The following is a 21,668-nucleotide window of genomic DNA, read 5'->3' on the forward strand; positions in this document are numbered from 1 at the left end:
TTGGCGTTTCCATCGTCCGCCAGCACAGCGAAATGCGGAGTCCCGTCCGGTTTCGCCGGTGCTTCGGCGGGGGGAGCAGAGAGGAGGGACGCCGGTGGCGTCGTAAGTATGTTCATTCAGGGGCGACCTTAATTCGGGGGTTGGATGTCTAGCCACGCAGCTATCAAGTGCTCTGTGGTTTTTGTGTCCCGAAAATGTTAAGCCGCTTTGTAACAATCCAATGATGCCTACTGTGCTCAGGGGTGGCTGAGCCATCGGTCCTGATCGTTAAGTCGCCAGGCGATCGCCCATAACGTGAGGCTGCGCAGTGCCATGAACAGCAGAAAAGTGATCCAAAGCCCGTGATTGCCCAACCCCTGCAACGCCCAGGCAACGGGCAACACCAATATCACGGTCAGCAACATCCCGTTGCGCATCTCCCGCGCCCGTGTGGCGCCGATAAACAGGCCATCGAGCAAATAACTCCACACCGCAATCAACGGCAGTACCGCCAGGTAAGGCAAGTAGATGTCGGCGGTTTCGCGCACGCTGGGAATGTCGGTTTGCATGGCGATAAACAGGTGGCCGGCGAAGGTGAACAGCAGGGCGAAACCGACGCTGGCGATCAGCGACCAGCCACAGGCCACCACCAATGAACGCCGCAACGATTGGCGATCGCGGGCGCCGATGGCGTGGCCGCACAGGGCTTCGACCGCGTGGGCCAGGCCGTCCAACGCATGAGCAGTGAGCAGCAGGCCGTTCAGCAGCAGCGCATTGGCCGCCACCGTGGCATCCCCCAGGCGGGCGCCTTGTACCGTGATCATGAAAAACACCGACTGCAACGCCAGGCTGCGGATAAAGATGTCGCGGTTCACCGCCAGCAGCGGGCGCCAGCTTTGCCACCGCTTGAGCGCGGCCCAGGCAATATGCCCAGGATAGGCACGCAGGGCTTTTTGCGTCAGGGCCAGGCCGAGCAGCGCACCGGTCCATTCGGCGATCACCGAGGCGCGGGCGGAGCCGACCACGCCCCAGTCCAGGCCAAGGACGAACCACAGGTTGAGGGCTATGTTGACCAGGTTGGTGGTCAGCAAAATTGCCAACGGCGCCCGCGCGTTCTGCGTGCCGAGGAACCAGCCGACCAGGGCATAGCTGGCCAACGCGGCGGGCAGGCCGAACAGGCGGGTATGGAAGAATTCGCGGGTCAGTTGATTGAGTTCGGGGGAGGGCTGCATCCATTCCAGGGCCAGGTGGCTCAGCGGAATACCCACTGTGCCGAGCAACATCGCCAGGCCCAGCGCCAACAGCAAACCTTGCAACAGGATTTGCCGCAACGCCGCCCCGTCATTGCGCCCGGCGGCCTGGGCGGCGAAACCGGTGGAGCCCATGCGCAGAAAACCCATGGCCCAGGCCAGGAAGGTATACAGGCTGGCCCCGACCGCGACGGCACCCAGTTGGTGGGCATGGGGCAGGTGGCCGATGACCATGCTGTCGACCAGGGCCACCAGCGGTACCGAGATGTTCGACAGAATCATCGGCGCGGCCAGGGCCCAGACCCGGCGATGGGTGGGGCGGTGGCGCCAGTCGGTCAGTAGGGTGGGCATGCAGGCTCCTTGGTGGAGCGGCATTGTAACCGTCCCCTCGACCCGCCGCAGAACCAATGTGGGAGGGGCGGCGAGAGGATTCGACTTGTCCCCTCCCACATTTTGATCTTCCGTGTTTGTGGGATTTGGCTTGCATCGGTGGACGCTCAGAACCAAACCACCCTCCGTCGGTCAATGTGACCAGCGCCACATCGGCTTGGCCGGCGCTGATATATAGTTCACCCCTCGGTTCCCTCTGACTACGAGTGCCCCATGCTTAACAAAGGACTGTTCCTGGCTTGCGCGCTGGCCCTGCTGAGCGCCTGTGATTCTTCCGATAAACCGGTTGCGCCGAGCGCACCTGCGGCGGCAACCAGCGTGGCGCCGAAACCGGCCAAGGCGGCGGTGGATGTGGCGGCGTTGAAGCAGCGCTATGCCGGTCGCGAGTTGAGCGTGGTGGACGTGTCCGAGGTGCAGTTGGACGGGGCCAGCACCTTGTCGGTGAGCTTTTCCATTCCGTTGGATCCGGAGCAGAAGTTTGCCGACAAACTCCATCTGGTAGACAGCAAGTCCGGCAAGGTCGACGGCGCCTGGGAACTGTCGGATAACCTGATGGAATTGCGCCTGCGCCACTTGGAGCCGCAGCGCAAGTTGGTGCTGACGATTGATCCCGGCGTGCGCGCGGTGAATAACAACCTGCTGCCCGCCGAGTACAGTGCTCGCTTGGAAACACGCGACCTGCAAGCCACTGTCGGCTTCGCCAGCCGCGGCACGTTGTTGCCGACGCGCCTGGCCGAGGGCTTGCCGGTGATCGCGTTGAACGTCGACAAGATCGACGTTGAATTTTTCCGTATCAAGCCCGAATCCCTGCCGTCGTTCCTGGCGCAGTGGGGGCGCAACACCAGCCTGCAAAGCTATGAATCGCGTGAACTGCTGCCGATGGCCGACCTGGTCTACGGTGGGCGTTTCGACCTGAACCCTGCCCGCAATACCCGCGAAACCCTGTTGTTGCCGATTGCCGGTCTCAAGCAATTGCAACAGCCGGGGGTTTACCTGGCGGTCATGCGCGCGTCGGGCACCTACAACTACTCGCAACCGGCCACGCTGTTTACCTTGAGTGATATCGGCTTGTCGGTGCACCGCTACGCCAATCGCCTGGATGTGTTTACCCAGGCTCTGGAAGGCGGCAAGGCACTGGATGGCGTGGACCTCGAGGTGCTCGATGCCGACGGCCGTGTGCTAGGCCAGGGCAAGACCGAGAAGGGCGGCCACGCCGAGTTGCCGTTGCCGAAAAAGGCCCAGGTACTGCTGGCCAAGCAGGGCGAGCAGACCAGTCTGTTGCGCCTCGACAGCGCGGCGTTGGACCTGGCGGAGTTCGACATTGGCGGCCAACCCGCACACCCGCTGCAATTCTTTGTGTTTGGCCCGCGTGACCTGTATCGCCCCGGCGAAACCGTGTTGCTCAATGCGCTGTTGCGCGACAAGGACGGCAACGCCGTCAAGCCGCAACCGGTGAGCGTCGAAGTGCGCCGCCCGGATGAGCAGGTCAGCCGCAAATTCGTCTGGGACGCCGACGCCTCCGGCCTCTATCAATATCAACTGCAACTGGCCGGCGAAGCGCCGACCGGGCGCTGGCAATTGGTGTTCGACCTGGGTGACGGCAAGCCGCAGTTGTATGAGTTCCTTGTCGAAGACTTCCTGCCCGAGCGCCTGGCGCTGGAGCTCAAGGGCAGCGACAGCGCGTTGAGCCCGGCCGATAACCCGGTGATCCACGTCAACGGCCGCTATCTGTATGGCGCCCCGGCGTCAGGCAATCGAGTCAGCGGGCAAGTGTATGTAAGGCCGCTGCGCGAAGCGGTGAAGTCGCTGCCCGGCTACCAGTTCGGCTCTGTCACCGAAGAGGAACTGAGCCAGGATTTCGAGCTGGACGAAAGCGTGCTCGACGCCAAGGGCCAGGAAGCGCTGACCCTGGAAAGCAAATGGGCCGAGGCCAAATCGCCGCTGCAACTGATCGTGCAAGCCAGCTTGCAGGAGTCGGGCGGCCGGCCGATTACCCGGCGCCTGGTGCAGCCGATCTGGCCGGCCGAGCAACTGCCGGGCCTGCGCGGGCTGTTTGACGGCAAGGAAACCAATGGCGATGGCCCGGTGGAATTCGAGGTGCTGGTGGCCAACCAGGAGGGCCAGAAACTCGCTGCGCAAAACCTCAAGGTGCGCCTGGTGCGCGAGCGCCGCGACTATTACTGGAACTACTCGGACAGCGACGGCTGGAGCTATCACTACAACGAGAAATTCCTCAACCTCGACGAACAGACCCTCGACATCAAGGCCGGCGACACCGCCAAGGTCAGCTTCCAGGTGGAGTGGGGCCCGTACCGTGTCGAGGTCGAAGACCCGCAGACCGGGCTCGTCAGCAGCCTGCGCTTCTGGGCCGGCTACCAGGCCCAGGACAACACCGAAGGCGGCGCCGTGCGCCCTGACCAAGTCAAGCTGGCGCTGGATAAGCCGGCCTATGGCGACGGCGATACCGCTAACGTCACCGTGACCCCGCCGGCCGCTGGCAAAGGTTACCTGTTGGTGGAATCCAGCGAAGGGCCGTTGTGGTGGCAGGAAATCGATGTCCCCGCCGAGGGCAAAAGCTTCGCGGTGAAGCTGGACCCGAAATGGTCGCGCCATGATCTGTATGTGAGCGCCCTGGTGATTCGTCCCGGCGAGCGCAAGGCCAATATCACCCCCAAACGCGCGGTGGGCCTGCTTCACCTGCCGCTGGATCGCACCCAGCGCAAACTCGGCCTGACCCTCACCGCCCCGGAAAAAATGCGCCCCAAGCAGGCGCTGACGGTGAAAATCGCCGCCAGGAATGCCGACGGCAGCGTGCCCAAACAGGTGCATGTGCTGCTGGCGGCGGTGGACGTGGGCATTCTTAATATCACCGAATACCCCACGCCCGACCCGTACTCCAGCCTGTTCGGTCGCAAGGCCTATGGTGTGGACCAATTTGACATCTATGGCCAGTTGATCGAAGCCGGCCAGGGCCGTCTGGCCAGCCTGGCGTTCGGGGGTGACGCGGCGTTGGCCAAGGGTGGCAAGCGCCCGGACACCAGTGTGACCATCGTCGCCCTCCAGAGCGCGCCAGTGACGTTGAACGAGCAGGGCGAGGGCGAAGTCAGCGTCAATATCCCCGATTTCAACGGTGAGCTGCGCCTGATGGCCCAGGCCTGGAGCGACGACCGCTACGGCATGGCCGAAGGCAAGACCGTGATCGCCGCACCGTTGATTGCCGAATTGTCGGCCCCGCGTTTCCTCGCCGGGGGAGATGAAACCACCCTGGCGCTGGACCTCTCCAACCTGTCGGGCAAGGCGCAGAAGCTTGATGTGCAACTGACCGCCGAAGGGCAGTTGGAATTGGTCAACGCGGGGGCTCAAACCGTCGAGCTCAAGCAAGGCCAGCGCACCACCTTGCGGATCCCGGTGAAAGCCTGGGGCGGCTTGGGGCAAGGCAAGGTCAAGGTCAGCGTGAATGGCCTGGACCTGCCGGGCGAAAATCTGCCGCCGTTCAGTCGTGAATGGACCTTGGGCGTGCGTCCGGCGTACCCGGCGCTGCTCAAGCATTACCGCGCCGTCCTCAAGGATCAGCCGTGGAGCCTGCCGTCGGGCGCGCTGGATCAGTTCGATGCATCGGGGCGCCAGGCATTGCTCAGCCTGTCGAGCCGACCACCGTTGAACCTCGGCGCGCAGATCAGTGCGCTCAAGGCTTACCCTTATGGTTGCCTCGAACAAACCGCCAGCGGCCTTTACCCATCGCTGTATGCCGACGACGCCTTGCTCAAGCGCCTGGGCATCAAGGGCGAGCCGGATGCCGCGCGCAAACGCAAGATCGAACTGGGTATCGAACGCCTGCTGGGCATGCAGCGCTACAACGGCAGCTTCGGTTTGTGGGGCGCCGATGGCGAAGAAGAATATTGGCTGACCGCCTATGTCACCGACTTCCTGCTGCGCGCCCGCGACCAGGGTTTTGCCGTGCCACCCGAAGCGCTGAAAAAAGCCAGTGAGCGTCTGCTGCGCTACGTGCAGGAACGCAACCTGATCGAAGTCGACTACAGCGACAACGCCGACCACACCCGCTTTGCCGTGCAGGCATATGCGGGCATGGTCCTGGCGCGCAGCCAACAGGCGCCATTGGGCGCGTTGCGCAGCATCTTCGAGCGGCGCAGCGATGCACGCTCCGGCTTGCCGCTGGTGCAATTGGCCATCGCCTTGCAGAAAATGGGCGACCAGCCGCGTGCCGATCAGGCGCTGCTGGCCGGCTTGGCGGCGCAACGCAATGCCAATGAGTGGCTGGCCGACTACGGCAGCCCGTTGCGTGACCAGGCGATGATCCTGGCCTTGCTGGAAGAAAATGATCTGGCCAAGGGCAAGCGTGAGGAGCGCTTGTTCACCCTGTCGGATCAACTGGCCGCCAGCCCGTACCTGTCGACCCAGGAGCGTAATTCTTTGTTCCTGGCCGGCCGCCTGGGCTTTGCCCAGCCGGAGGCCAACTGGCAGGTATCGCTCACCGGCAGTGGTGGCGTGCATGAGTTGAACAATCAGCAGTCGACGCTTGAGCTGGATGGCAAACAGTTGTCCAGCGACCTGAGCCTGAGCAATCAGGGCCAGGCGCCGGTGTACCAGCAGTTGACGATTTCCGGTTATCCACAGGTGCCACCGGCCGCAGGCGGCGACAACCTGAGCATCCGCCGTGAATACCTGGGCATGAACGGGCAGCCGCTGAACCTGCGTAATGTGAACAGCGGCGATCTGGTGCTGGTGCATGTGGCGGTGAGCGCCAAGCAACGGGTGCCGGATGCGTTGGTCGTGGACTTGCTGCCCGCGGGCCTGGAGCTGGAGAACCAGAACCTCGCGCAGAGTGCGGCGAGCCTGGAGAACGCCAGCAGCCAGGTGAAGGAATGGCGTGAGTCGATGCAGAACGCGTCGCTCAAACATCAGGAGTTTCGTGATGACCGCTATGTGGCGGCGATCAACCTGGACGGCTCTGGCACCACGCATTTGCTGTATCTGGCGCGGGCGGTGACGCCAGGCACCTACCGCGTGCCGCCGCCGCAGGTGGAGTCGATGTATCGACCGAACTGGCAGGCGGTGGGTGAGACACCGGCGGATCTGGTGATCAAGGGGCGCTGATAGCCCAGCTTGGTATAAGCCCTTTTTGTAGGAGCGAGCTTGCTCGCGAAAAACTCACAGGCGCCGCGTTCATTCAGGACACACGCGTTATCGTTGAGGTTTTTCGCGAGCAAGAACTAGGCGTCCACCCTCGCTCCTACAGAAGCCGATGTACGCTTGCAGGGGAATGGCTGCACGCTCGGGGTTAGTGGACGACCCAGCTGAGCAGCCACAGGCCGAGCATCAACCAGATGACGCCGACGATGATCGAGGCCCGCATAAAGGCGCGCACGGCCGAATACAAAAAGAGCAGGCCGACGATCAAGGTGATGATGCTGATGATCGAGGTGTCCATGCCCAATGCCCGGGACAGGCCTTCGACAAAATCGCCACCGGCGTTGGACAGCATATTGAACAGCCCGCTGAAGAACTCGACGATGTAATGGATGATCAAGCCCAGGGTGTGACCCAGCCATCCGAAAAAGTCTGCTTGCATAGGTGTGTCTCGATGAAGGAGTGGACAAAATTGCCAGGACTGAGCCTTTGGTCGTGCCTGGGGGCGGCTAGTTCCCTGAAGCATAGAGGTTTGCGGGGTTGAATTTGCGATTAATCTCCCATGGGCATGCGCCGACGAATGTGGGAGGGGGCTTGCTCCCGATGGCGGTGGGTCTGTGACCGCTATACCCAATGGCTCGCCGCCCTCGCGCACAAGCCGCCTCCAGCGGGTACTGCGGTGGGTGTTGGGCGCCGTGCTGCTGGTGGTTGCGCTACTGTGGCTGGCTGATCGCATCTGGCCTTTGCCCTTGCCCAAGGATGACCTGGCGCGCGTGGTGCTGGCTGAGGATGGCACGCCATTGTGGCGGTTTGCCGATGCCAATGGGGTGTGGCGCTATCCGGTGCAGACCAGCGAAGTATCGCCGTATTACCTCGATGCGTTACTCACCTATGAAGACCGTTGGTTCTACCAGCACCCCGGTATCAACCCGCTGGCACTGGCGCGCGCCACCTGGCAGAACCTGACCGGCGCGCGGGTAGTATCGGGCGGCAGCACCTTGTCGATGCAGGTCGCGCGCTTGCTGGACCCGCATTCGCGCACCTTCTACGGCAAGCTGCGCCAGCTATGGCGTACGGCGCAGTTGGAATGGCACCTGTCCAAGGAAGAAATTCTCAACCTGTACCTGAACCGCGCGCCGTTTGGCGGCACCTTGCAGGGCGTGGCGGCGGCCAGTTGGGCGTACCTGGGCAAGTCGCCGGCGCAACTGACCCATGCCGAAGCCGCTTTGCTCGCCGTACTGCCCCAGGCGCCAAGCCGCCTGCGCCCGGACCGTCATCCCCAACGCGCCCAGCACGCGCGGGACAAAGTGCTGCGCCGGCTTGCCGAGTTCCAGGTTTGGCCGCCCTCGGCGGTCGATGAAGCCCTTGAAGAACCGCTGCTGCTGGCGCCCCGCCTGGAGCCGAGCCTGGCCCCCTTGCTCGCCCGCCGCCTGAACCGCCCCGACAGCCCGCCGCTGATCCGCACCACCTTGGACGCCACCCTGCAACGTCGCCTTGAAGACCTGCTGCTGGGCTGGCGCGCACGTTTGCCGGAGCACACCTCGGCCGCGATCCTGGTGGTGGAGGAAGAGACCATGGCCGTGCGCGCCTACCTGGGCTCGGTGGATATCAACGACGCCAGGCGCTTTGGCCATGTGGACATGATCAGCGCGTTGCGATCGCCGGGCTCCACTTTGAAACCGTTCCTGTATGGCATGGCCCTGGATGAAGGGTTGATTCATTCCGAATCCCTGTTGCAAGACGTACCCCGGCGTTATGGCGATTACCGGCCGGGCAACTTCTCGATGGGTTTTACCGGTGCGGTGCCGGCAAGCACGGCGCTGTCCAGTTCGCTGAACCTGCCGGCGGTGCAACTGCTGGAAGCCTACGGGCCCAAGCGCTTTGCCGCGCAGATGCGCATCGGCGGTATACCGTTGGCGTTGCCTGCATTGGCCGAGCCGAACCTGGCGCTGATCCTGGGGGGCGCGGGTAGCCGTCTGGAAGACCTGGTCAGTGGCTACAGCGCGTTCGCCCGGGACGGCAGGAGCGCCACGATCCGCTTGCAGCCGGACGATGTGCTGAGGGAGCGGCCAATGCTATCGCCCGGTGCCGCCTGGATTGTACGGCGCATCCTCAGCGGCCAGGCGCGGCCGGACCGCGACCCGCGCGCCGAGCTGGTGCAACGGCCGGTGCTGGCCTGGAAAACCGGCACCAGCTACGGTTTCCGCGATGCCTGGGCGATCGGTGTGGGCCCGCGTTACTTGATCGGCGTGTGGATCGGCCGACCGGACGGCACCCCGGTGCCTGGCCAGTTCGGCTTGGCATCGGCCGCGCCGTTGATGTTGCAGGTGCACGATGTGCTGACTAACCGCGACAGTCAGCGCGGGATCACGGCGCCGGTTAAAGCCGTGCCGGGCAATGTCGGCGTGGCGGCCATCTGTTGGCCGCTGGGCCAGCCCATGAGCCGCAGTGATCCCAATTGCCGGCGCCAGCGCTTCGCCTGGACCCTGGACAACACCACGCCGCCAACCTTGCAGGCGCTGGATCAACCGCTGAGCGTGGGCTTGAAGGAAACCGTGTGGGTCAACGCCAAGGGCTTGCGGGTCGATGCCCATTGCCCAGGGGCGTTCGCCAAAGACATCGCCCTATGGCCCGCGCCGCTGGAGCCCTGGCTACCCAGGGCCGAGCGGCGCGAAGCGCGTATCCCTGCAGCCGACCCGGATTGCCCGCCGCCGGCACTGGCCGCGTCTTCGCCGCTGTCGATTGTCGGCGTGCGCGAGGGCGATCAACTGCGCCTGCCCGCCGCCAGCCAACAGGCCCTGCGCCTGAAAATCTCCGCCTTGGGCGGCAGCGGCCGACGCTGGTGGTTCCTCAATGGCGCGCCGCTGGGCGACAGTGCCAACCAGGACAGCATCAACGCCAGTTTCGAGCAGTTGGGCCGCTACCAGCTCAGCGTGCTTGATGAAGCCGGCCAGACAGCCCGGATCGAGTTCAGTGTCGTCGACTAGGCGCTTATTGGGGGCAAGTGCCCCCGATGGCGTCTTTAAGAACACCCCCCGCTATTCACTTGCCTTCAAGGCCCATCCCCCCGAAGCTATACCCCTTCAGGAGCCTTTCATGAATATCGAACACCTCACCGAACGCTTGCACCGCATCCGCGATACCAATGCCTGGAAGCCGTTCCACAGCCCGAAAAACCTGGCCATGGCGGCCAGCGTCGAAATGGCCGAACTGGTGGAAATCTTCCAGTGGCTCACCGAAGACCAATCCCGCCAGTTGCCAGCCGACAAGCTTGCCCATGCCGGGCAGGAAGTCGGCGATATCGTCCTATACCTGTTGTTGCTGTGCAGCGAACTGGGCCTGGACATGGACCAGGTCGTACGCGCCAAACTGGCCGACAGCGAACGGCGGTTCGCCCATGACTGATCGTCATTTCGACCAGTTGGCCACGCGCTTCGCCGAGAAGATCTACGGCGGTGCCAAGGGCGCGATTCGCCTTGCCGTATTGCAGGCCGACCTCAGCGAAGCCTTGCCGGACCGGCCCCTGCGCGTGCTGGATATCGGCGCCGGCCTGGGGCATATGTCGCTGTGGCTGGCCGAACGCGGCCACCAGGTGACCCTGGCCGAGCCCGCCGAACCCATGCTCGAGGGCGCGCGCCAACGCTTTGCCGACGCCGGGCAGAGCGCGACCTTTATCCAGGCACCCTGGCAAGACCTGCTCGGCCAACTCTCCGAGCCCTATGACCTGGTGCTCTGCCACGCTGTGCTGGAGTGGCTGGCCGAACCCCATGCGATCCTGCCGGTGCTGCACCAGCTGACCGCGCCCGATGGCCTGTTGTCGCTGGCGTTCTATAACCGCGATGCGCTGATTTATCGCAACCTGCTCAAAGGCCACTTCCGCAAGATGCGCAAGAACGACATGGCCGGCGAAAAGCAGAGCCTTACGCCCCAGCAACCCCTGGATCCAAGGGCGTTAGCGGCGCAACTCGAAGGGCTTTGGCAGGTCGAAAGCCAAAGTGGTGTGCGGGTGTTCCACGACTATATGCCGGTGGAATTCCAGGCCCGTGCTGATTTGCAGGACTTGCTGGAAATGGAACTTGCTCACCGTCGTCACCCAAGCTTTGCCGGACTTGGGCGTTATTTGCACTGGATTTGCCGTCCGGTTTAAGCGGCCCAGCCTGCGGAGGTCGAAATGCGTCGTCTCTGTTTAATCGTGTTGTCACTCGGGTTGGGCGCTTGCTCCAGCCCCAATCCCTATGTCGCTGCGTCGGCACCGATGCCACCGGCGCCGGCCCAGGCGGCGAACACCTTCGATGCCAGCGCTTATCCGGCGCCGGTGCGCGACTACGGCGCCTACCGCAACTGGGCGTGGCGCAACGGCCAGTTGCCGGCGGGGACGGCCTGGGCGGACTCGGCGCAGGTGGCCGAGGCGGTCAGTGGAGCTTTGGACCAGCGCGGCTTGCGGCCCCTGCATGACAATCGCCCGCCGGACCTGCTGGTCAGCGCCGACGTGCACCTGGAGAAGCGCCTCAAGCAAGTCCAGGATGACTATGGCTACGGTTACGGTGGTTATAACCGTTATGGCAATGGCTACGGCATGTACAACTCGGTGCCGATCGTGCGCACCTACGAGGTGCAGGTCGTGGTGGTCCGGGTCAATCTGTTCGACGCCCGCAGCGGCCAGCCGGTGTGGAGCGCCAGCGCGGAAACGGGCAGCCAGGGCAGCCTCAGCGAGCGGGGAGACGCGTTGCGCCAGGCCGTGCAAAAGGCAATGAGCGCCTATCCGCCCAGTTAACAGCTATTCTCATTAAAGTGCAGGTCGCGCCTTGGAGAACCACCATGTTCCGTCGTATCGCTACGCTCGCTGTTGTACTGCTGCTGGGCGGTTGCCAGACCAACCAGGTCAATCACGATTTTGACGCCAGTCGAGACTTCGGTGCCTATCGCAACTGGGCCTGGAAAGACCCGGCCCTGCAGTACCGCCCCGATGATCCACGGATCAAAAGTGACCTGACGGAACAACGTATCCGCCAGGCGGTGGGCGAACAACTTGACCAGCGCGGCTTGCGCCCCGCCGCACCAGGCACCAAGGCTGACCTGAACGTACAGGCATACCTGATCGTCGAAGACCGTCAGCAACAGGTCACCACCAACTACGGTGGGGCCTGGGGCGGTCCATGGAACGGTTACTGGGGCGGCCCGATGTACAACGAAACGCGCAACATCACCTACAAGGTGGCGACGATCCAGATCGACCTGCTCGATGGCAAGGACGGCAAGCTTGTGTGGCGGGGCAGTGACGAACAGATGATGGCCAACTCGCCTGAACCCCAGGATCGCAGCAACGCCATCCGCACCACCGTCACCAAGATCCTCTCCAACTACCCCCCGCGCTGACCGATCCGGCGCCGGCACATGTCGTCAGGCAATCGGTCGCCACGTGCCGACCATATGTTCAATATCGCCCGTGCCTTTGAGTAACAACTCGCCACTGGAACCGGCAGCGCTGGTATACAAACGCACCTCACTGGGCAGGCGCACCGGTTTCTTGAACTCGACCTGGATGTCGATATTGGCGGCGGGCAGGTGTTCGGTGAGGGCGGCGAGGGTGCGTGCCTTGTTCCACAGCCCATGTGCAATGGCTTGGGGGAAGCCGAAGAGTTTGGCGGTCAGGGCACTCAAGTGGATCGGGTTGTAGTCGCCGGAAACCCGCGCATAGCGCCGTCCGATATCGGCAGGGGCTTTCCAGTGCGTCAGCTCACTGACTTGGCTGGGCGCTGGCAAGGTGTCGTCTGCCGCTTCGCCTTCGAGTTTTACACCGCGGCAGAGCATGCGGCTTTCCGCTTCCCAGAGCAGGCCGAGGGCGTCTTCGATGCGGGTGACCAGGTCAAAGGTTGCGCCCTTGGCGTGGGGCTTGAGGTTCTGGGTGTGCACGCTGAGGGTCAGGTCACTGATGGCGCCCAGGGGCCGATGGATTAGGATGCGATTGCTCAGATGGATCAAACCCAGCAGTGGGAACGGAAATGCCTTGTCCGTCAGCAGTTGCATCTGCAGGCCGAACGCCAGGATGTGCGGATACGTCGCCGGCAGGATGGGGCTGTCGGCAAAACCGCACACCGTGCGATACGCCGCCACGTGCTGGGGATTGACGTTCACCCGGCAGCGCAAGCCCTGCTCGGGCAAGCGACTGCCGCTGATCTTGCGCTTGAGTGCCGCGCGCCAGTACAGCGGTGGAAGAAACGGCGTGTTGCCCAAGGTTCGCCATTGCATGCTTATGCTCCCAGAAGACTTTGCCCGCACACCCGCAGTGCCTGGCCGCTGACTGCTCCGGAACCCGGCTGGCCGAGCCACGCCACCGCTTCGGCGACGTCCTGGGGCAAGCCACCCTGGCCCAGCGAGCTCATGCGCCGTCCGGCCTCGCGCAGGGCGAAGGGGATATGCGCGGTCATCTGGGTTTCGATAAACCCCGGCGCCACGGCATTGATGCTGATCCCACGTTCCTTCAACAGCGGCGCCCACGCTTCGGCCAGCCCGATCAGCCCGGCCTTGCTCGCGGCATAATTGGTTTGCCCACGGTTGCCGGCGATACCGCTGATGGAGGCCAGCAGCACCACGCGAGCGTTGTCGTGCAGGGTGCCGCTGTCGAGCAGGGCCTTGGTCAGCACCTGCGGCGCATTGAGGTTGACCGCCAGCACGGCGTCCCAGTACTCCGGGGTCATGTTGGCCAGGGTTTTGTCGCGGGTGATACCGGCGTTGTGCACCAGGATGTCGAGGCCCGCCGGCAGGTGTTCGATCAACTGGGCGGCGGCATCTTCGGCGCAGATATCCAGCACGAGGGTGCGCGCACCCAGGCGCGCGGCCAGGGCTTCGAGGTCGGCTTTCGCCTGGGGAACGTCGAGCAGGATCACTTCGGCGCCATCGCGGGCCAGGGTTTCGGCGATGGAAGCGCCAATGCCCCGGGCGGCGCCGGTGACCAGTGCCTTGCGCCCGGCCAGCGGGCGCGTCCAGTCCTCCACCGGTGTGGCGCAGGCTTGCAGGCGAATCACCTGGCCGCAGATATAGGCGCTCTTGGGCGAGAGGAAGAACCGCAGGGCGCCTTCGAGCTGGTCTTCGGCACCGTCGCCGACGTACAGCAGCTGCAACACGCCGCCGTTGCGCAGTTCCTTGGCCAGAGAGCGGCTGAAGCCTTCCACTGCACGCTGTGCGCTGGCGGCGAATGGGTCGCTGAGGCTCTCCGGGGCGCGGCCGAGGATCACCAGGTGGGCGCTGTGATCGAGGTTTTTCAGCAATGGCTGGAAGAACTCGCGCAGTTGCTTGAGCTGGTCGGTGTGCTGCAAGTCGCTGGCATCGAACACCACGGCTTTGATTTTGGGGCCATGCCCGGGAATCCAGGTCGTTGCTTCCAGCGGCTCGGGGCCATAGTGGTAGGTGGCATCGGTGAGTTTGTTGGCAAATGCCAGCACCTTGGCCGCCAGCGCGCCGCCGCCCAGCAACAGTGCGCCTTCGACCGGGCGCAGGCGCCCGGCTTGCCAGCGCTCCAGACGTACCGGTGACGGCAAGCCAATGGCGGCGACCAGGCGATGACCGAGGCTTGAGTTGGCGAAGTCGATATAACGGTCAGACATGGAACGCTCTCCGAAGGCTGGGGTTCAAAGGGTTGACCACCCCGGGGCGGCAGTCGTTCGATTGAGCCTAGGCTAGTCTGAGAGACTTACCCCACAACCGACAGGGAGCTTTCCATGACTCAATTGCGCCGTGTAGCGATCATTGGCGGTAATCGCATTCCTTTCGCCCGCGCCAATGGCCCTTATGCCACGGCGAGCAACCAGGCGATGCTGACCGCGGCCCTGGAGGGCCTGATCGAACGCTACAACCTGCACGGCCTGCGCTTGGGCGAGGTGGCCGCCGGCGCGGTGCTCAAACATTCCCGCGACTTCAACCTGACCCGCGAATGCGTGCTCGGTTCGCGCCTGTCGCCGCAAACCCCGGCCTACGACATCCAGCAGGCCTGCGGCACCGGGCTTGAAGCCGCGTTGCTGGTGGCCAACAAGATCGCTTTGGGCCAGATCGAGTGCGGGATTGCCGGCGGGGTGGACACCACGTCCGATGCTCCCATCGGTGTGAATGAAGGGCTGCGCCAGATTCTGCTGCAAGCCAATCGCAGCAAAACCTTGGCGGATAGACTAAAAGTCCTGTTACAACTTCGTCCCCATCACCTCAAGCCGGAACTGCCGCGCAATGGCGAACCACGCACCGGTTTGTCCATGGGCCAACACTGCGAGTTGATGGCGCAAACCTGGCAGATTCCCCGTGCAGAACAGGACCAGCTGGCCCTGGAAAGCCACCAGAAAATGGCTGCGGCCTATGCCGAGGGCTGGCACAACGATTTGCTGACACCGTTTCTCGGCCTGACCCGTGACAACAATCTGCGCCCCGACTTGACCCTGGAAAAACTCGCTGCGCTCAAGCCTGCCTTCGAACGCAGCGAGAAAGGTACGCTCACTGCCGGCAATTCCACGCCGCTGACCGACGGCGCCTCCCTGGTGCTGCTCGGCAGCGAAGCCTGGGCGCGGGAGCGCGGTTTGCCGATCCTGGCGTACCTGCGCGATGGCGAAGCGGCGGCGGTGGATTTCGTCAACGGTGCCGAGGGCCTGTTGATGGCGCCGGTGTACGCCGTGCCGCGTTTGCTGGCGAGGAACGGCCTGACGCTGCAGGACTTCGATTACTACGAGATTCACGAAGCGTTCGCGGCCCAGGTGTTGTGCACGCTCAAGGCGTGGGAGGATGCGGACTACTGCAAGACACGCCTCGGGCTGGATGCGCCGCTGGGGTCTATCGACCGCAGCCGGCTCAACGTCAAGGGCAGTTCGCTGGCAGCCGGGCACCCGTTTGCTGCCACCGGTGGGCGTATCGTCGCCAACCTGGCCAAGCTGCTGGATGCCGCGGGCAAGGGACGCGGGCTGATTTCGATCTGCGCCGCCGGTGGGCAAGGTGTGACGGCAATCATCGAACGTTGATTGCACCGGAAATTGGCATATTGGATGCATTCTTAAACGGTCAAAGGTCGGTAGCCCCTCCCCGAGGCGAGTGGATTGCCGTATAACGAGTGCCATACGCGTGTTTGGTAATAAAGGACCCACAATAAAAGCTGATGAAGACTCCTAAACGCATTGAACCCCTGATCGAAGACGGTCTGGTCGACGAAGTGCTGCGCCCACTCATGAGTGGTAAAGAAGCAGCTGTTTATGTGGTGCGCTGCGGCAACGAATTGCGTTGCGCCAAGGTTTACAAGGAGGCGAATAAACGAAGTTTTCGTCAGGCGTCCGAATACCAGGAAGGCCGCAAGGTCCGCAACAGCCGGCAGGCCCGGGCCATGGCCAAGGGTTCCAAGTTCGGTAAGAAAGAAACCGAGGACGCCTGGCAGAACGCTGAAGTCGCGGCGTTGTTCCGCCTGGCCGGTGCCGGCGTTCGCGTGCCCAAGCCCTACGACTTCCTCGAAGGCGTGCTGTTGATGGAACTGGTGGCCGACGAGTACGGCGATGCGGCGCCGCGTCTGAATGATGTGGTGCTGGAGCCGGACCAGGCGCGCGAATACCACGCCTTCCTGATTTCCCAGATCGTGCTGATGCTGTGTACCGGCCTGGTGCACGGTGACCTGTCCGAGTTCAACGTACTGCTCACACCTACGGGGCCGGTGATCATCGACCTGCCCCAGGCGGTGGATGCGGCGGGCAACAACCACGCGTTCAACATGCTGGAGCGGGATGTGGGCAACATGGCGTCCTACTTCGGGCGTTTTGCGCCGGAGTTGAAGAAGACCAAGTACGCCAAGGAAATGTGGGCGTTGTATGAAGCCGGCACTTTGCACCCGGCCAGCATCTTGACCGGCGAGTTCGACGAACCGGAAGAGCTGGCGGATGTCGGCGGCGTGATCCGCGAAATCGAAGCAGCACGGCTGGATGAAGAGCGACGCCAGGCGATTCGGGCGGCGGATGATGCGCCGCCAGGCAAAGCGTCGGAAGAGCCTCCGCCGCCGCCTTGGATGCAGTGATCCCCACGCTGTTGTCGATCTAAAAGTGAGGAAGTGATCTTCAAGCAATTGGAGATCTAAAAATGTGGGAGGGGGCTTGCCCCCGATGGCACCGTGTCAGTCGATACTTGTATTGACTGGTCCACTGCTATCGGGGGCAAGCCCCCTCCCACATTGGTTTTGTGTACACCTTTTACTCCTTCAGGCGCAGCAACTGCCCGACGCCAACTCCTTGAGAATCGGACAATCCGGCCGGTGATCCCCCTGGCAGTGCTCCACCAGGTCCTGCAACGTATCGCGCAGTTGCCCCAGCTCGCGAATCTTCTGGTTCAACTCCTCGATATGCTGGCGCGCCAAGGCTTTCACGTCGGCGCTGGCCCGGTGCCGGTCTTGCCACAGGGCCAGCAACTTGCCGACTTCCTCCAGGGAAAACCCCAGGTCCCGCGAACGCTTGATAAACGCCAGGGTGTGCAACTCGTCGGGGCCGTACACGCGGTAGCCGCTGTCGGTGCGATGGGCGGCTTTCAGCAGGCCGATGGATTCGTAGTAGCGAATCATCTTCGCGCTCAAGCCACTTGAGCGCGCCGCTTGGCCGATGTTCATGCTCATGGGTGCGGGTCCTCCAGATCCTTGGGTTTCCAGGTTTTCAACAGCAGGGCATTGCTTACCACGCTGACGCTGGACAGCGCCATCGCCGCGCCGGCCAGTACCGGGTTGAGCAGACCGAACGCCGCCAGGGGAATGCCGATCAAGTTATACACAAAGGCCCAGAACAGGTTCTGGCGGATTTTCGCGTAGGTCTTGCGGCTGATCTCCAGCGCGGCCGGTACCAGGCGTGGATCGCCACGCATCAGGGTGATGCCGGCTGCGTGCATGGCCACGTCGGTGCCGCCCCCCATGGCGATACCGATATCAGCGGCGGCCAGCGCCGGGGCGTCGTTGATGCCATCGCCGACCATCGCCACCACGCCGGTTTTTTTCAGTTTGGCCACGGTGGCGGCTTTATCGGCGGGGAGCACTTCGGCATGCACATCGTCGATCCCCAGCGCTTGGGCGACCACCTGGGCACTGCCACGATTGTCGCCGGTGAGCAAATGGCTGCTGATGTGTCGCGCCTTGAGTTGTGTCACCGCCTCCAGAGCGCCGGGCTTGAGGGTGTCACCGAAGGCGAAGAGCCCCAGTACACGCGGTTGCGCGCCTTGTTCGATCAACCAGGACAAGGTACGGCCTTCGGCTTCCCAATGCTTGGCGGAGGCGGCCAGGTCGCCTGCCTCCAAACCGCTTTCCTCCAGCAGGCGCCGGTTGCCCAGGGCCAGTAACCGGCCGTCGAGGGTGCCGGCAATGCCGCGCCCGGTCAGGGATTGGCTGGCGCTGACATCCTCGACCTTCAAGCCTTGCTCGTTGCACGCATCCAGCACGGCCTTGGCCAGGGGGTGTTCGCTGCCGCGTTGCAGGGCGCCGGCCTGTTGCAGCAACAGGGATTGGTGGCCGTCGACCGCCGCCAGGTGCGCGATTTTTGGCGTACCGGAGGTGAGGGTGCCGGTCTTGTCGAATACCACGGCGCTCACGGCATGGGCACGCTCCAAGGCTTCGGCGTCCTTGATCAGGATGCCGTGGCGCGCGGCGACGCCGGTGCCCGCCATGATCGCGGTCGGTGTTGCCAGGCCCAGGGCACATGGGCAGGCGATCACCAGCACCGCGACCGCATTGATGATCGCTGTCTCCAGTGAGGCGCCATACAGCCACCAGCCCAGCAGCGTGATCAACGCCAGTACCAGCACGGTCGGGACGAAGACCTGGCTGACTTTATCCACCAGTTTCTGGATCGGTGCCTTGGCGGCCTGGGCGTCCTCCACCAGGCGGATGATCCGCGCCAGTACGCTCTCTGCGCCGAGGGCCAGGGTACGTACCAGCAAGCGTCCTTCGCCGTTGATGGCGCCGCCGGTGACCTTGTCCCCCGGTTGTTTTGGTACCGGCAGGCTTTCGCCGCTGATCAGGGCTTCATCGGCGTGGCTCTGGCCCTCCACCACTTCACCGTCCACCGGGAAGCGTTCGCCGGGTTTGACCAGCACCAGGTCATTGAGGGTCAGCGCGCTGATGGCGACGTCTTCTTCCTGGCCCTCACGCACCCGGATCGCCCGCTCCGGGCGCAGGGCTTCGAGCGCACGGATGGCGCTGGCGGTCTGGCGTTTGGCGCGGCTTTCCAGGTATTTGCCGAGCAGCACCAGGGCGATCACCACCGCCGAGGCTTCGAAATACAGATGGGGCATGCTGCCGGCCGGGGCAGTGAGCCACTCATACAGGCTCAGGCCGTAACCGGCGCTGGTGCCGATGGCCACCAACAGGTCCATATTGCCGGCGCCGGCACGCACGGCTTTCCACGCGGCGATATAAAAACGTGCACCAAAGATGAACTGCACCGGCGTGGCCAGGGCGAACTGCACCCAGGCCGGGAGCATCCAGTGCAGGCCGAAGGGTTGCACCAGCATCGGCACCACCAGGGGCAACGCCAGCACAATAGCCAGCGTCAGCGACCAGCGTTCGCGGTGCAGGCGCTGGGCCTGATCGGCGTCGGTCTTGGTTTCGGTTTGCGGCAGGGAGGCGGTGTAGCCGGCCTTGTCGACGGCGGCGATCAGCACGGCGGGGTCCATCTGGCCGAGTACTTCGACATGGGCGCGCTCGTTGGCCAGGTTGACGCTGACACGTTGCACTCCCGGTACCTTGCCCAACGCGCGCTCGACACGCCCAGCGCAGCTGGCGCAGGTCATGCCACCGATGGGCAGGTCAAACGTGGTGGATCCATTCATGGGGCAGTCCTCCTAAGACGTTGCCCCTAGGATCAACCTTGACCTGTGGGGAAGGTCAAGTGCCTTTAATACTCCAGTGCCGTGGGCTGGAGGTACATGCCCTCGGGGCCCTGGGCGATGCGCAGCTTGCGTACGTCACCGGCCTTAAGCGTGATGTTCTGCGCGGGTGGCGCCAGCAGGCCAGGCAGGCAACCGGGCGATTGGCCCGGCAGCAACTTCAGGCGCAACGACACATTGCCGGTGGGCAGGTTGAATGAGGTGGACTGTTCCTGAAACAAGCGCCCGGCCAACTGGTCCTGGATGTACAGGCCGATCTCGCAGTTGGTCGGTACTTCCAGGCGTTCGCGGGAAATGATCAGCACTGCATAGTCTTCGGCGGCACTGGCCATGGGCGCAGCGGCAGACAGGCTCATCAGGCCGGCAAGGGCAAAAAACGACCAGCGCATGGCGAATGCTCCGTGGTTCACATCAAAGATAAGTGAAGCTTGGCCGAGGCCGCGCCCGAATACCAGCCCGGCTGATATTTTCAAAACTTGACCTTGCTATCGTGGCAAGGTTGAGACTGGGTCCAACCTCATTCAAGGAGTCATGTCATGCAAATATTCAACGTTCAAGGAATGACCTGCGGCCATTGCGTTCGGGCGGTGACCCAGGCGGTGCAGGGTCAAGACCCGGCGGCCAGTGTGAAGGTCGATCTGGCGGCCAAGAAGGTTGAGGTTGAAAGCCGCCTGCCTGCCGAGCAGATCATCAGCCTGATCGGCGAAGAGGGTTACACGGCCACGCTCGCCTGATTTTCTGATAGTTAGCGAGCTAACGTAATGTTCAAGGCACTCAAGCGCGGCTAGACTGTCGGGCTGCCGACTCACTTGGGTGCCCGATGAACCTGCGAATAATCCTGATTTTGGGTGCCTTGAGCGCCTTTGCGCCGCTGGCGATCGACTTCTACCTGCCCGGTTTTCCGGCGATGGCCACGGCTTTCGCCACCGATGAAAAACATATCCAGCTGACCCTGGCGGTGTATTTCGGGGGGCTGGCGATCGGTCAATTGATCTATGGTCCGCTGGCGGACCGCTTTGGCCGACGTGTGCCGCTGCTCAGCGGCGTGACCCTGTTCACCCTGGCATCCTTTGCCTGTGCCTATGCACCTTCCCTCGAATGGCTGATCGGCGCACGTTTCGTGCAGGCCCTCGGCGGATGTGCGGGCATGGTGATTTCGCGAGCGGTGGTCAGCGATAAATGTGATGCCGTGGGCTCGGCCAAGGTGTATTCGCAATTGATGCTGGTGACCGGCCTGGCGCCGATTCTCGCGCCGCTGGCGGGTGGGGTGATGGTGGGGGTGTGGGGTTGGCAGTCGATTTTCCTGGCCCTGTCGGTGTTCAGCGTGATGGCGGCCATCGCTGTGGCGTTCGGCCTGCCGGAAACCTTCCCGGCCCATCAGCCGCGCCAGCCTTTGTCCGGGTCGCTGCGCCGTTATGGCGCGCTGCTGTCAGACCCGGTTTACCTGGGTTACGCGTTGACCGGGGGGATTTCGATTGCCGGCATGTTTGCCTATATCGCCGGATCGCCGTTCGTATTCATCAAACTCTATGGCGTGCCTGCCGAGCATTACGGCTGGCTGTTCGGCTCCAACGCCGCGGGCTTCATCCTGGTTGCCCAGGTTAACGCGCGCTTGCTGGCCAAGCGCGGCCCGGCGTTTTTGTTGTCGCGCACGGTGTGGGTCTACGTCCTGGCCGCGTTGACCTTGCTCGGTATTGCCGCGTTGCGTACGCAGGCCTTGTGGCCATTGCTGGTGCCGCTGTTTATCTGCATCGCTAGCCTGGGCTGTATTTTGCCCAACACCTCGGCGTGTGCGATGAGCGGGCAGGGCGCTCGTGCCGGGAGCGCCTCGGCGTTGCTCGGCTGCATTCAGTTCGGTGTGGCAGCGGGTGCCGCGTCGTTGGTGGGCGTGCTGCATGACGGCACGGCAATGCCGATGGCCATGGTCATCAGCTTGTGCGGTGTATTGGCCGTGACGATTGCGATGTCGACCCAGCGCCTGCAACGGGCAAGGGCCGTGCAGGCGCAGGCGCAGGACTGAGGTACGGA

Annotated in this window: 17 protein-coding genes; 10 read left to right on the forward strand and 7 right to left on the reverse strand. The window is 63.5% G+C overall.

What is annotated here, in order from left to right; translation table 11 throughout:
• Nucleotides 1-236: 236 nt before the first annotated feature.
• Nucleotides 237-1,580, reverse strand: coding sequence for an MATE family efflux transporter (locus tag ACODSV_RS23020; RefSeq protein WP_150054460.1), 1,344 nt, complete (start codon nt 1,578-1,580; stop codon nt 237-239).
• A 252-nt stretch (nt 1,581-1,832) separates the two neighbouring features.
• Here ACODSV_RS23020 and ACODSV_RS23025 point away from each other — a divergent pair, with 252 nt between their 5' ends.
• Nucleotides 1,833-6,734, forward strand: a complete 4,902-nt coding sequence (locus ACODSV_RS23025) for an alpha-2-macroglobulin family protein (protein ID WP_150054459.1) — start codon at nt 1,833-1,835, stop codon at nt 6,732-6,734.
• Between the two features lie 184 nt (nt 6,735-6,918).
• Here ACODSV_RS23025 and ACODSV_RS23030 read toward each other — a convergent pair whose 3' ends face one another.
• Nucleotides 6,919-7,209 (reverse strand): hypothetical protein, encoded by a 291-nt coding sequence (locus ACODSV_RS23030; protein WP_024073180.1) that lies wholly within the window; start codon nt 7,207-7,209, stop codon nt 6,919-6,921.
• A gap of 184 nt (nt 7,210-7,393) precedes the next feature.
• Between ACODSV_RS23030 and pbpC the strand changes: the two genes are divergently transcribed.
• From pbpC to ACODSV_RS23055, 5 genes are all read left to right on the forward strand, one after another.
• Nucleotides 7,394-9,754 (forward strand): peptidoglycan glycosyltransferase PbpC, encoded by a 2,361-nt coding sequence (pbpC, locus tag ACODSV_RS23035; RefSeq protein WP_454844010.1) that lies wholly within the window; start codon nt 7,394-7,396, stop codon nt 9,752-9,754.
• Nucleotides 9,755-9,863: 109 nt separating this feature from the next.
• Nucleotides 9,864-10,172: a MazG-like family protein gene (locus tag ACODSV_RS23040; RefSeq protein ID WP_024073182.1), complete on the forward strand. Its 309-nt coding sequence runs from the start codon at nt 9,864-9,866 to the stop codon at nt 10,170-10,172.
• Nucleotides 10,165-10,914 carry a methyltransferase gene (locus ACODSV_RS23045; protein ID WP_150054056.1) on the forward strand — a complete coding sequence of 250 codons (750 nt, stop codon included), beginning with the start codon at nt 10,165-10,167 and terminating at the stop codon, nt 10,912-10,914. The genes ACODSV_RS23040 and ACODSV_RS23045 overlap by 8 nt, the downstream gene beginning before the upstream one ends.
• Before the next feature lie 24 nt (nt 10,915-10,938).
• Entirely contained in the window at nt 10,939-11,541 is a 603-nt protein-coding gene (locus tag ACODSV_RS23050; RefSeq protein WP_069075183.1) for a DUF4136 domain-containing protein, read from the forward strand.
• Between the two features lie 44 nt (nt 11,542-11,585).
• Complete coding sequence (locus tag ACODSV_RS23055; protein WP_150054055.1) at nt 11,586-12,143, forward strand: DUF4136 domain-containing protein; 558 nt, start codon at nt 11,586-11,588, stop codon at nt 12,141-12,143.
• 24 nt (nt 12,144-12,167) lie between these two features.
• Here ACODSV_RS23055 and ACODSV_RS23060 read toward each other — a convergent pair whose 3' ends face one another.
• Together ACODSV_RS23060 and ACODSV_RS23065 are read right to left on the reverse strand one after the other, a co-directional pair.
• The gene (locus ACODSV_RS23060; RefSeq protein ID WP_150054054.1) at nt 12,168-13,016 is read right to left on the reverse strand and encodes a MaoC family dehydratase; all 849 of its coding nucleotides are present in this window, start codon (nt 13,014-13,016) and stop codon (nt 12,168-12,170) included.
• A 2-nt stretch (nt 13,017-13,018) separates the two neighbouring features.
• The gene (locus ACODSV_RS23065; protein WP_024073187.1) at nt 13,019-14,371 is read right to left on the reverse strand and encodes a 3-oxoacyl-ACP reductase; all 1,353 of its coding nucleotides are present in this window, start codon (nt 14,369-14,371) and stop codon (nt 13,019-13,021) included.
• Nucleotides 14,372-14,485: 114 nt separating this feature from the next.
• Between ACODSV_RS23065 and ACODSV_RS23070 the strand changes: the two genes are divergently transcribed.
• Together ACODSV_RS23070 and ACODSV_RS23075 are read left to right on the forward strand one after the other, a co-directional pair.
• On the forward strand, nt 14,486-15,763 hold the full coding sequence (locus tag ACODSV_RS23070; RefSeq protein ID WP_150095374.1) for an acetyl-CoA C-acetyltransferase: 1,278 nt from the start codon (nt 14,486-14,488) through the stop codon (nt 15,761-15,763).
• Nucleotides 15,764-15,897: 134 nt separating this feature from the next.
• Nucleotides 15,898-16,797, forward strand: a complete 900-nt coding sequence (locus tag ACODSV_RS23075; protein WP_024073189.1) for a PA4780 family RIO1-like protein kinase — start codon at nt 15,898-15,900, stop codon at nt 16,795-16,797.
• A gap of 180 nt (nt 16,798-16,977) precedes the next feature.
• Here the strand turns inward: ACODSV_RS23075 and cueR are convergent, their stop codons facing one another.
• The 3 genes from cueR to ACODSV_RS23090 all read right to left on the reverse strand — a co-directional run bounded on the left by cueR (nt 16,978) and on the right by ACODSV_RS23090 (nt 20,029).
• Complete coding sequence (gene cueR, locus ACODSV_RS23080; protein WP_069077361.1) at nt 16,978-17,379, reverse strand: Cu(I)-responsive transcriptional regulator; 402 nt, start codon at nt 17,377-17,379, stop codon at nt 16,978-16,980.
• Nucleotides 17,380-17,381: 2 nt separating this feature from the next.
• Complete coding sequence (locus ACODSV_RS23085) at nt 17,382-19,583, reverse strand: heavy metal translocating P-type ATPase (RefSeq protein ID WP_150055520.1); 2,202 nt, start codon at nt 19,581-19,583, stop codon at nt 17,382-17,384.
• A gap of 65 nt (nt 19,584-19,648) precedes the next feature.
• Nucleotides 19,649-20,029: a hypothetical protein gene (locus ACODSV_RS23090; protein WP_150055519.1), complete on the reverse strand. Its 381-nt coding sequence runs from the start codon at nt 20,027-20,029 to the stop codon at nt 19,649-19,651.
• A 147-nt stretch (nt 20,030-20,176) separates the two neighbouring features.
• Here ACODSV_RS23090 and ACODSV_RS23095 point away from each other — a divergent pair, with 147 nt between their 5' ends.
• Entirely contained in the window at nt 20,177-20,374 is a 198-nt protein-coding gene (locus ACODSV_RS23095) for a heavy-metal-associated domain-containing protein (RefSeq protein WP_069075180.1), read from the forward strand.
• 86 nt (nt 20,375-20,460) lie between these two features.
• Nucleotides 20,461-21,660: a multidrug effflux MFS transporter gene (locus ACODSV_RS23100; protein ID WP_150055518.1), complete on the forward strand. Its 1,200-nt coding sequence runs from the start codon at nt 20,461-20,463 to the stop codon at nt 21,658-21,660.
• The last annotated feature ends 8 nt before the right edge of the window (nt 21,661-21,668 follow it).

Source organism: Pseudomonas sp. FG86, assembly GCF_057808775.1.

What these genes read in the sequence shown, in the direction of transcription:
- ACODSV_RS23020 (WP_150054460.1), bottom strand. Translation starts at nt 1,580, where the DNA reads ATGCCCACCCTACTGACCGACTGGCGCCACCGCCCCACCCATCGCCGG.
- ACODSV_RS23025 (WP_150054459.1), top strand. Translation starts at nt 1,833, where the DNA reads ATGCTTAACAAAGGACTGTTCCTGGCTTGCGCGCTGGCCCTGCTGAGC.
- ACODSV_RS23030 (WP_024073180.1), bottom strand. Translation starts at nt 7,209, where the DNA reads ATGCAAGCAGACTTTTTCGGATGGCTGGGTCACACCCTGGGCTTGATC.
- ACODSV_RS23040 (WP_024073182.1), top strand. Translation starts at nt 9,864, where the DNA reads ATGAATATCGAACACCTCACCGAACGCTTGCACCGCATCCGCGATACC.
- ACODSV_RS23045 (WP_150054056.1), top strand. Translation starts at nt 10,165, where the DNA reads ATGACTGATCGTCATTTCGACCAGTTGGCCACGCGCTTCGCCGAGAAG.
- ACODSV_RS23050 (WP_069075183.1), top strand. Translation starts at nt 10,939, where the DNA reads ATGCGTCGTCTCTGTTTAATCGTGTTGTCACTCGGGTTGGGCGCTTGC.
- ACODSV_RS23055 (WP_150054055.1), top strand. Translation starts at nt 11,586, where the DNA reads ATGTTCCGTCGTATCGCTACGCTCGCTGTTGTACTGCTGCTGGGCGGT.
- ACODSV_RS23060 (WP_150054054.1), bottom strand. Translation starts at nt 13,016, where the DNA reads ATGCAATGGCGAACCTTGGGCAACACGCCGTTTCTTCCACCGCTGTAC.
- ACODSV_RS23065 (WP_024073187.1), bottom strand. Translation starts at nt 14,371, where the DNA reads ATGTCTGACCGTTATATCGACTTCGCCAACTCAAGCCTCGGTCATCGC.
- ACODSV_RS23070 (WP_150095374.1), top strand. Translation starts at nt 14,486, where the DNA reads ATGACTCAATTGCGCCGTGTAGCGATCATTGGCGGTAATCGCATTCCT.
- ACODSV_RS23075 (WP_024073189.1), top strand. Translation starts at nt 15,898, where the DNA reads ATGAAGACTCCTAAACGCATTGAACCCCTGATCGAAGACGGTCTGGTC.
- cueR (WP_069077361.1), bottom strand. Translation starts at nt 17,379, where the DNA reads ATGAACATCGGCCAAGCGGCGCGCTCAAGTGGCTTGAGCGCGAAGATG.
- ACODSV_RS23085 (WP_150055520.1), bottom strand. Translation starts at nt 19,583, where the DNA reads ATGAATGGATCCACCACGTTTGACCTGCCCATCGGTGGCATGACCTGC.
- ACODSV_RS23090 (WP_150055519.1), bottom strand. Translation starts at nt 20,029, where the DNA reads ATGCGCTGGTCGTTTTTTGCCCTTGCCGGCCTGATGAGCCTGTCTGCC.
- ACODSV_RS23095 (WP_069075180.1), top strand. Translation starts at nt 20,177, where the DNA reads ATGCAAATATTCAACGTTCAAGGAATGACCTGCGGCCATTGCGTTCGG.
- ACODSV_RS23100 (WP_150055518.1), top strand. Translation starts at nt 20,461, where the DNA reads ATGAACCTGCGAATAATCCTGATTTTGGGTGCCTTGAGCGCCTTTGCG.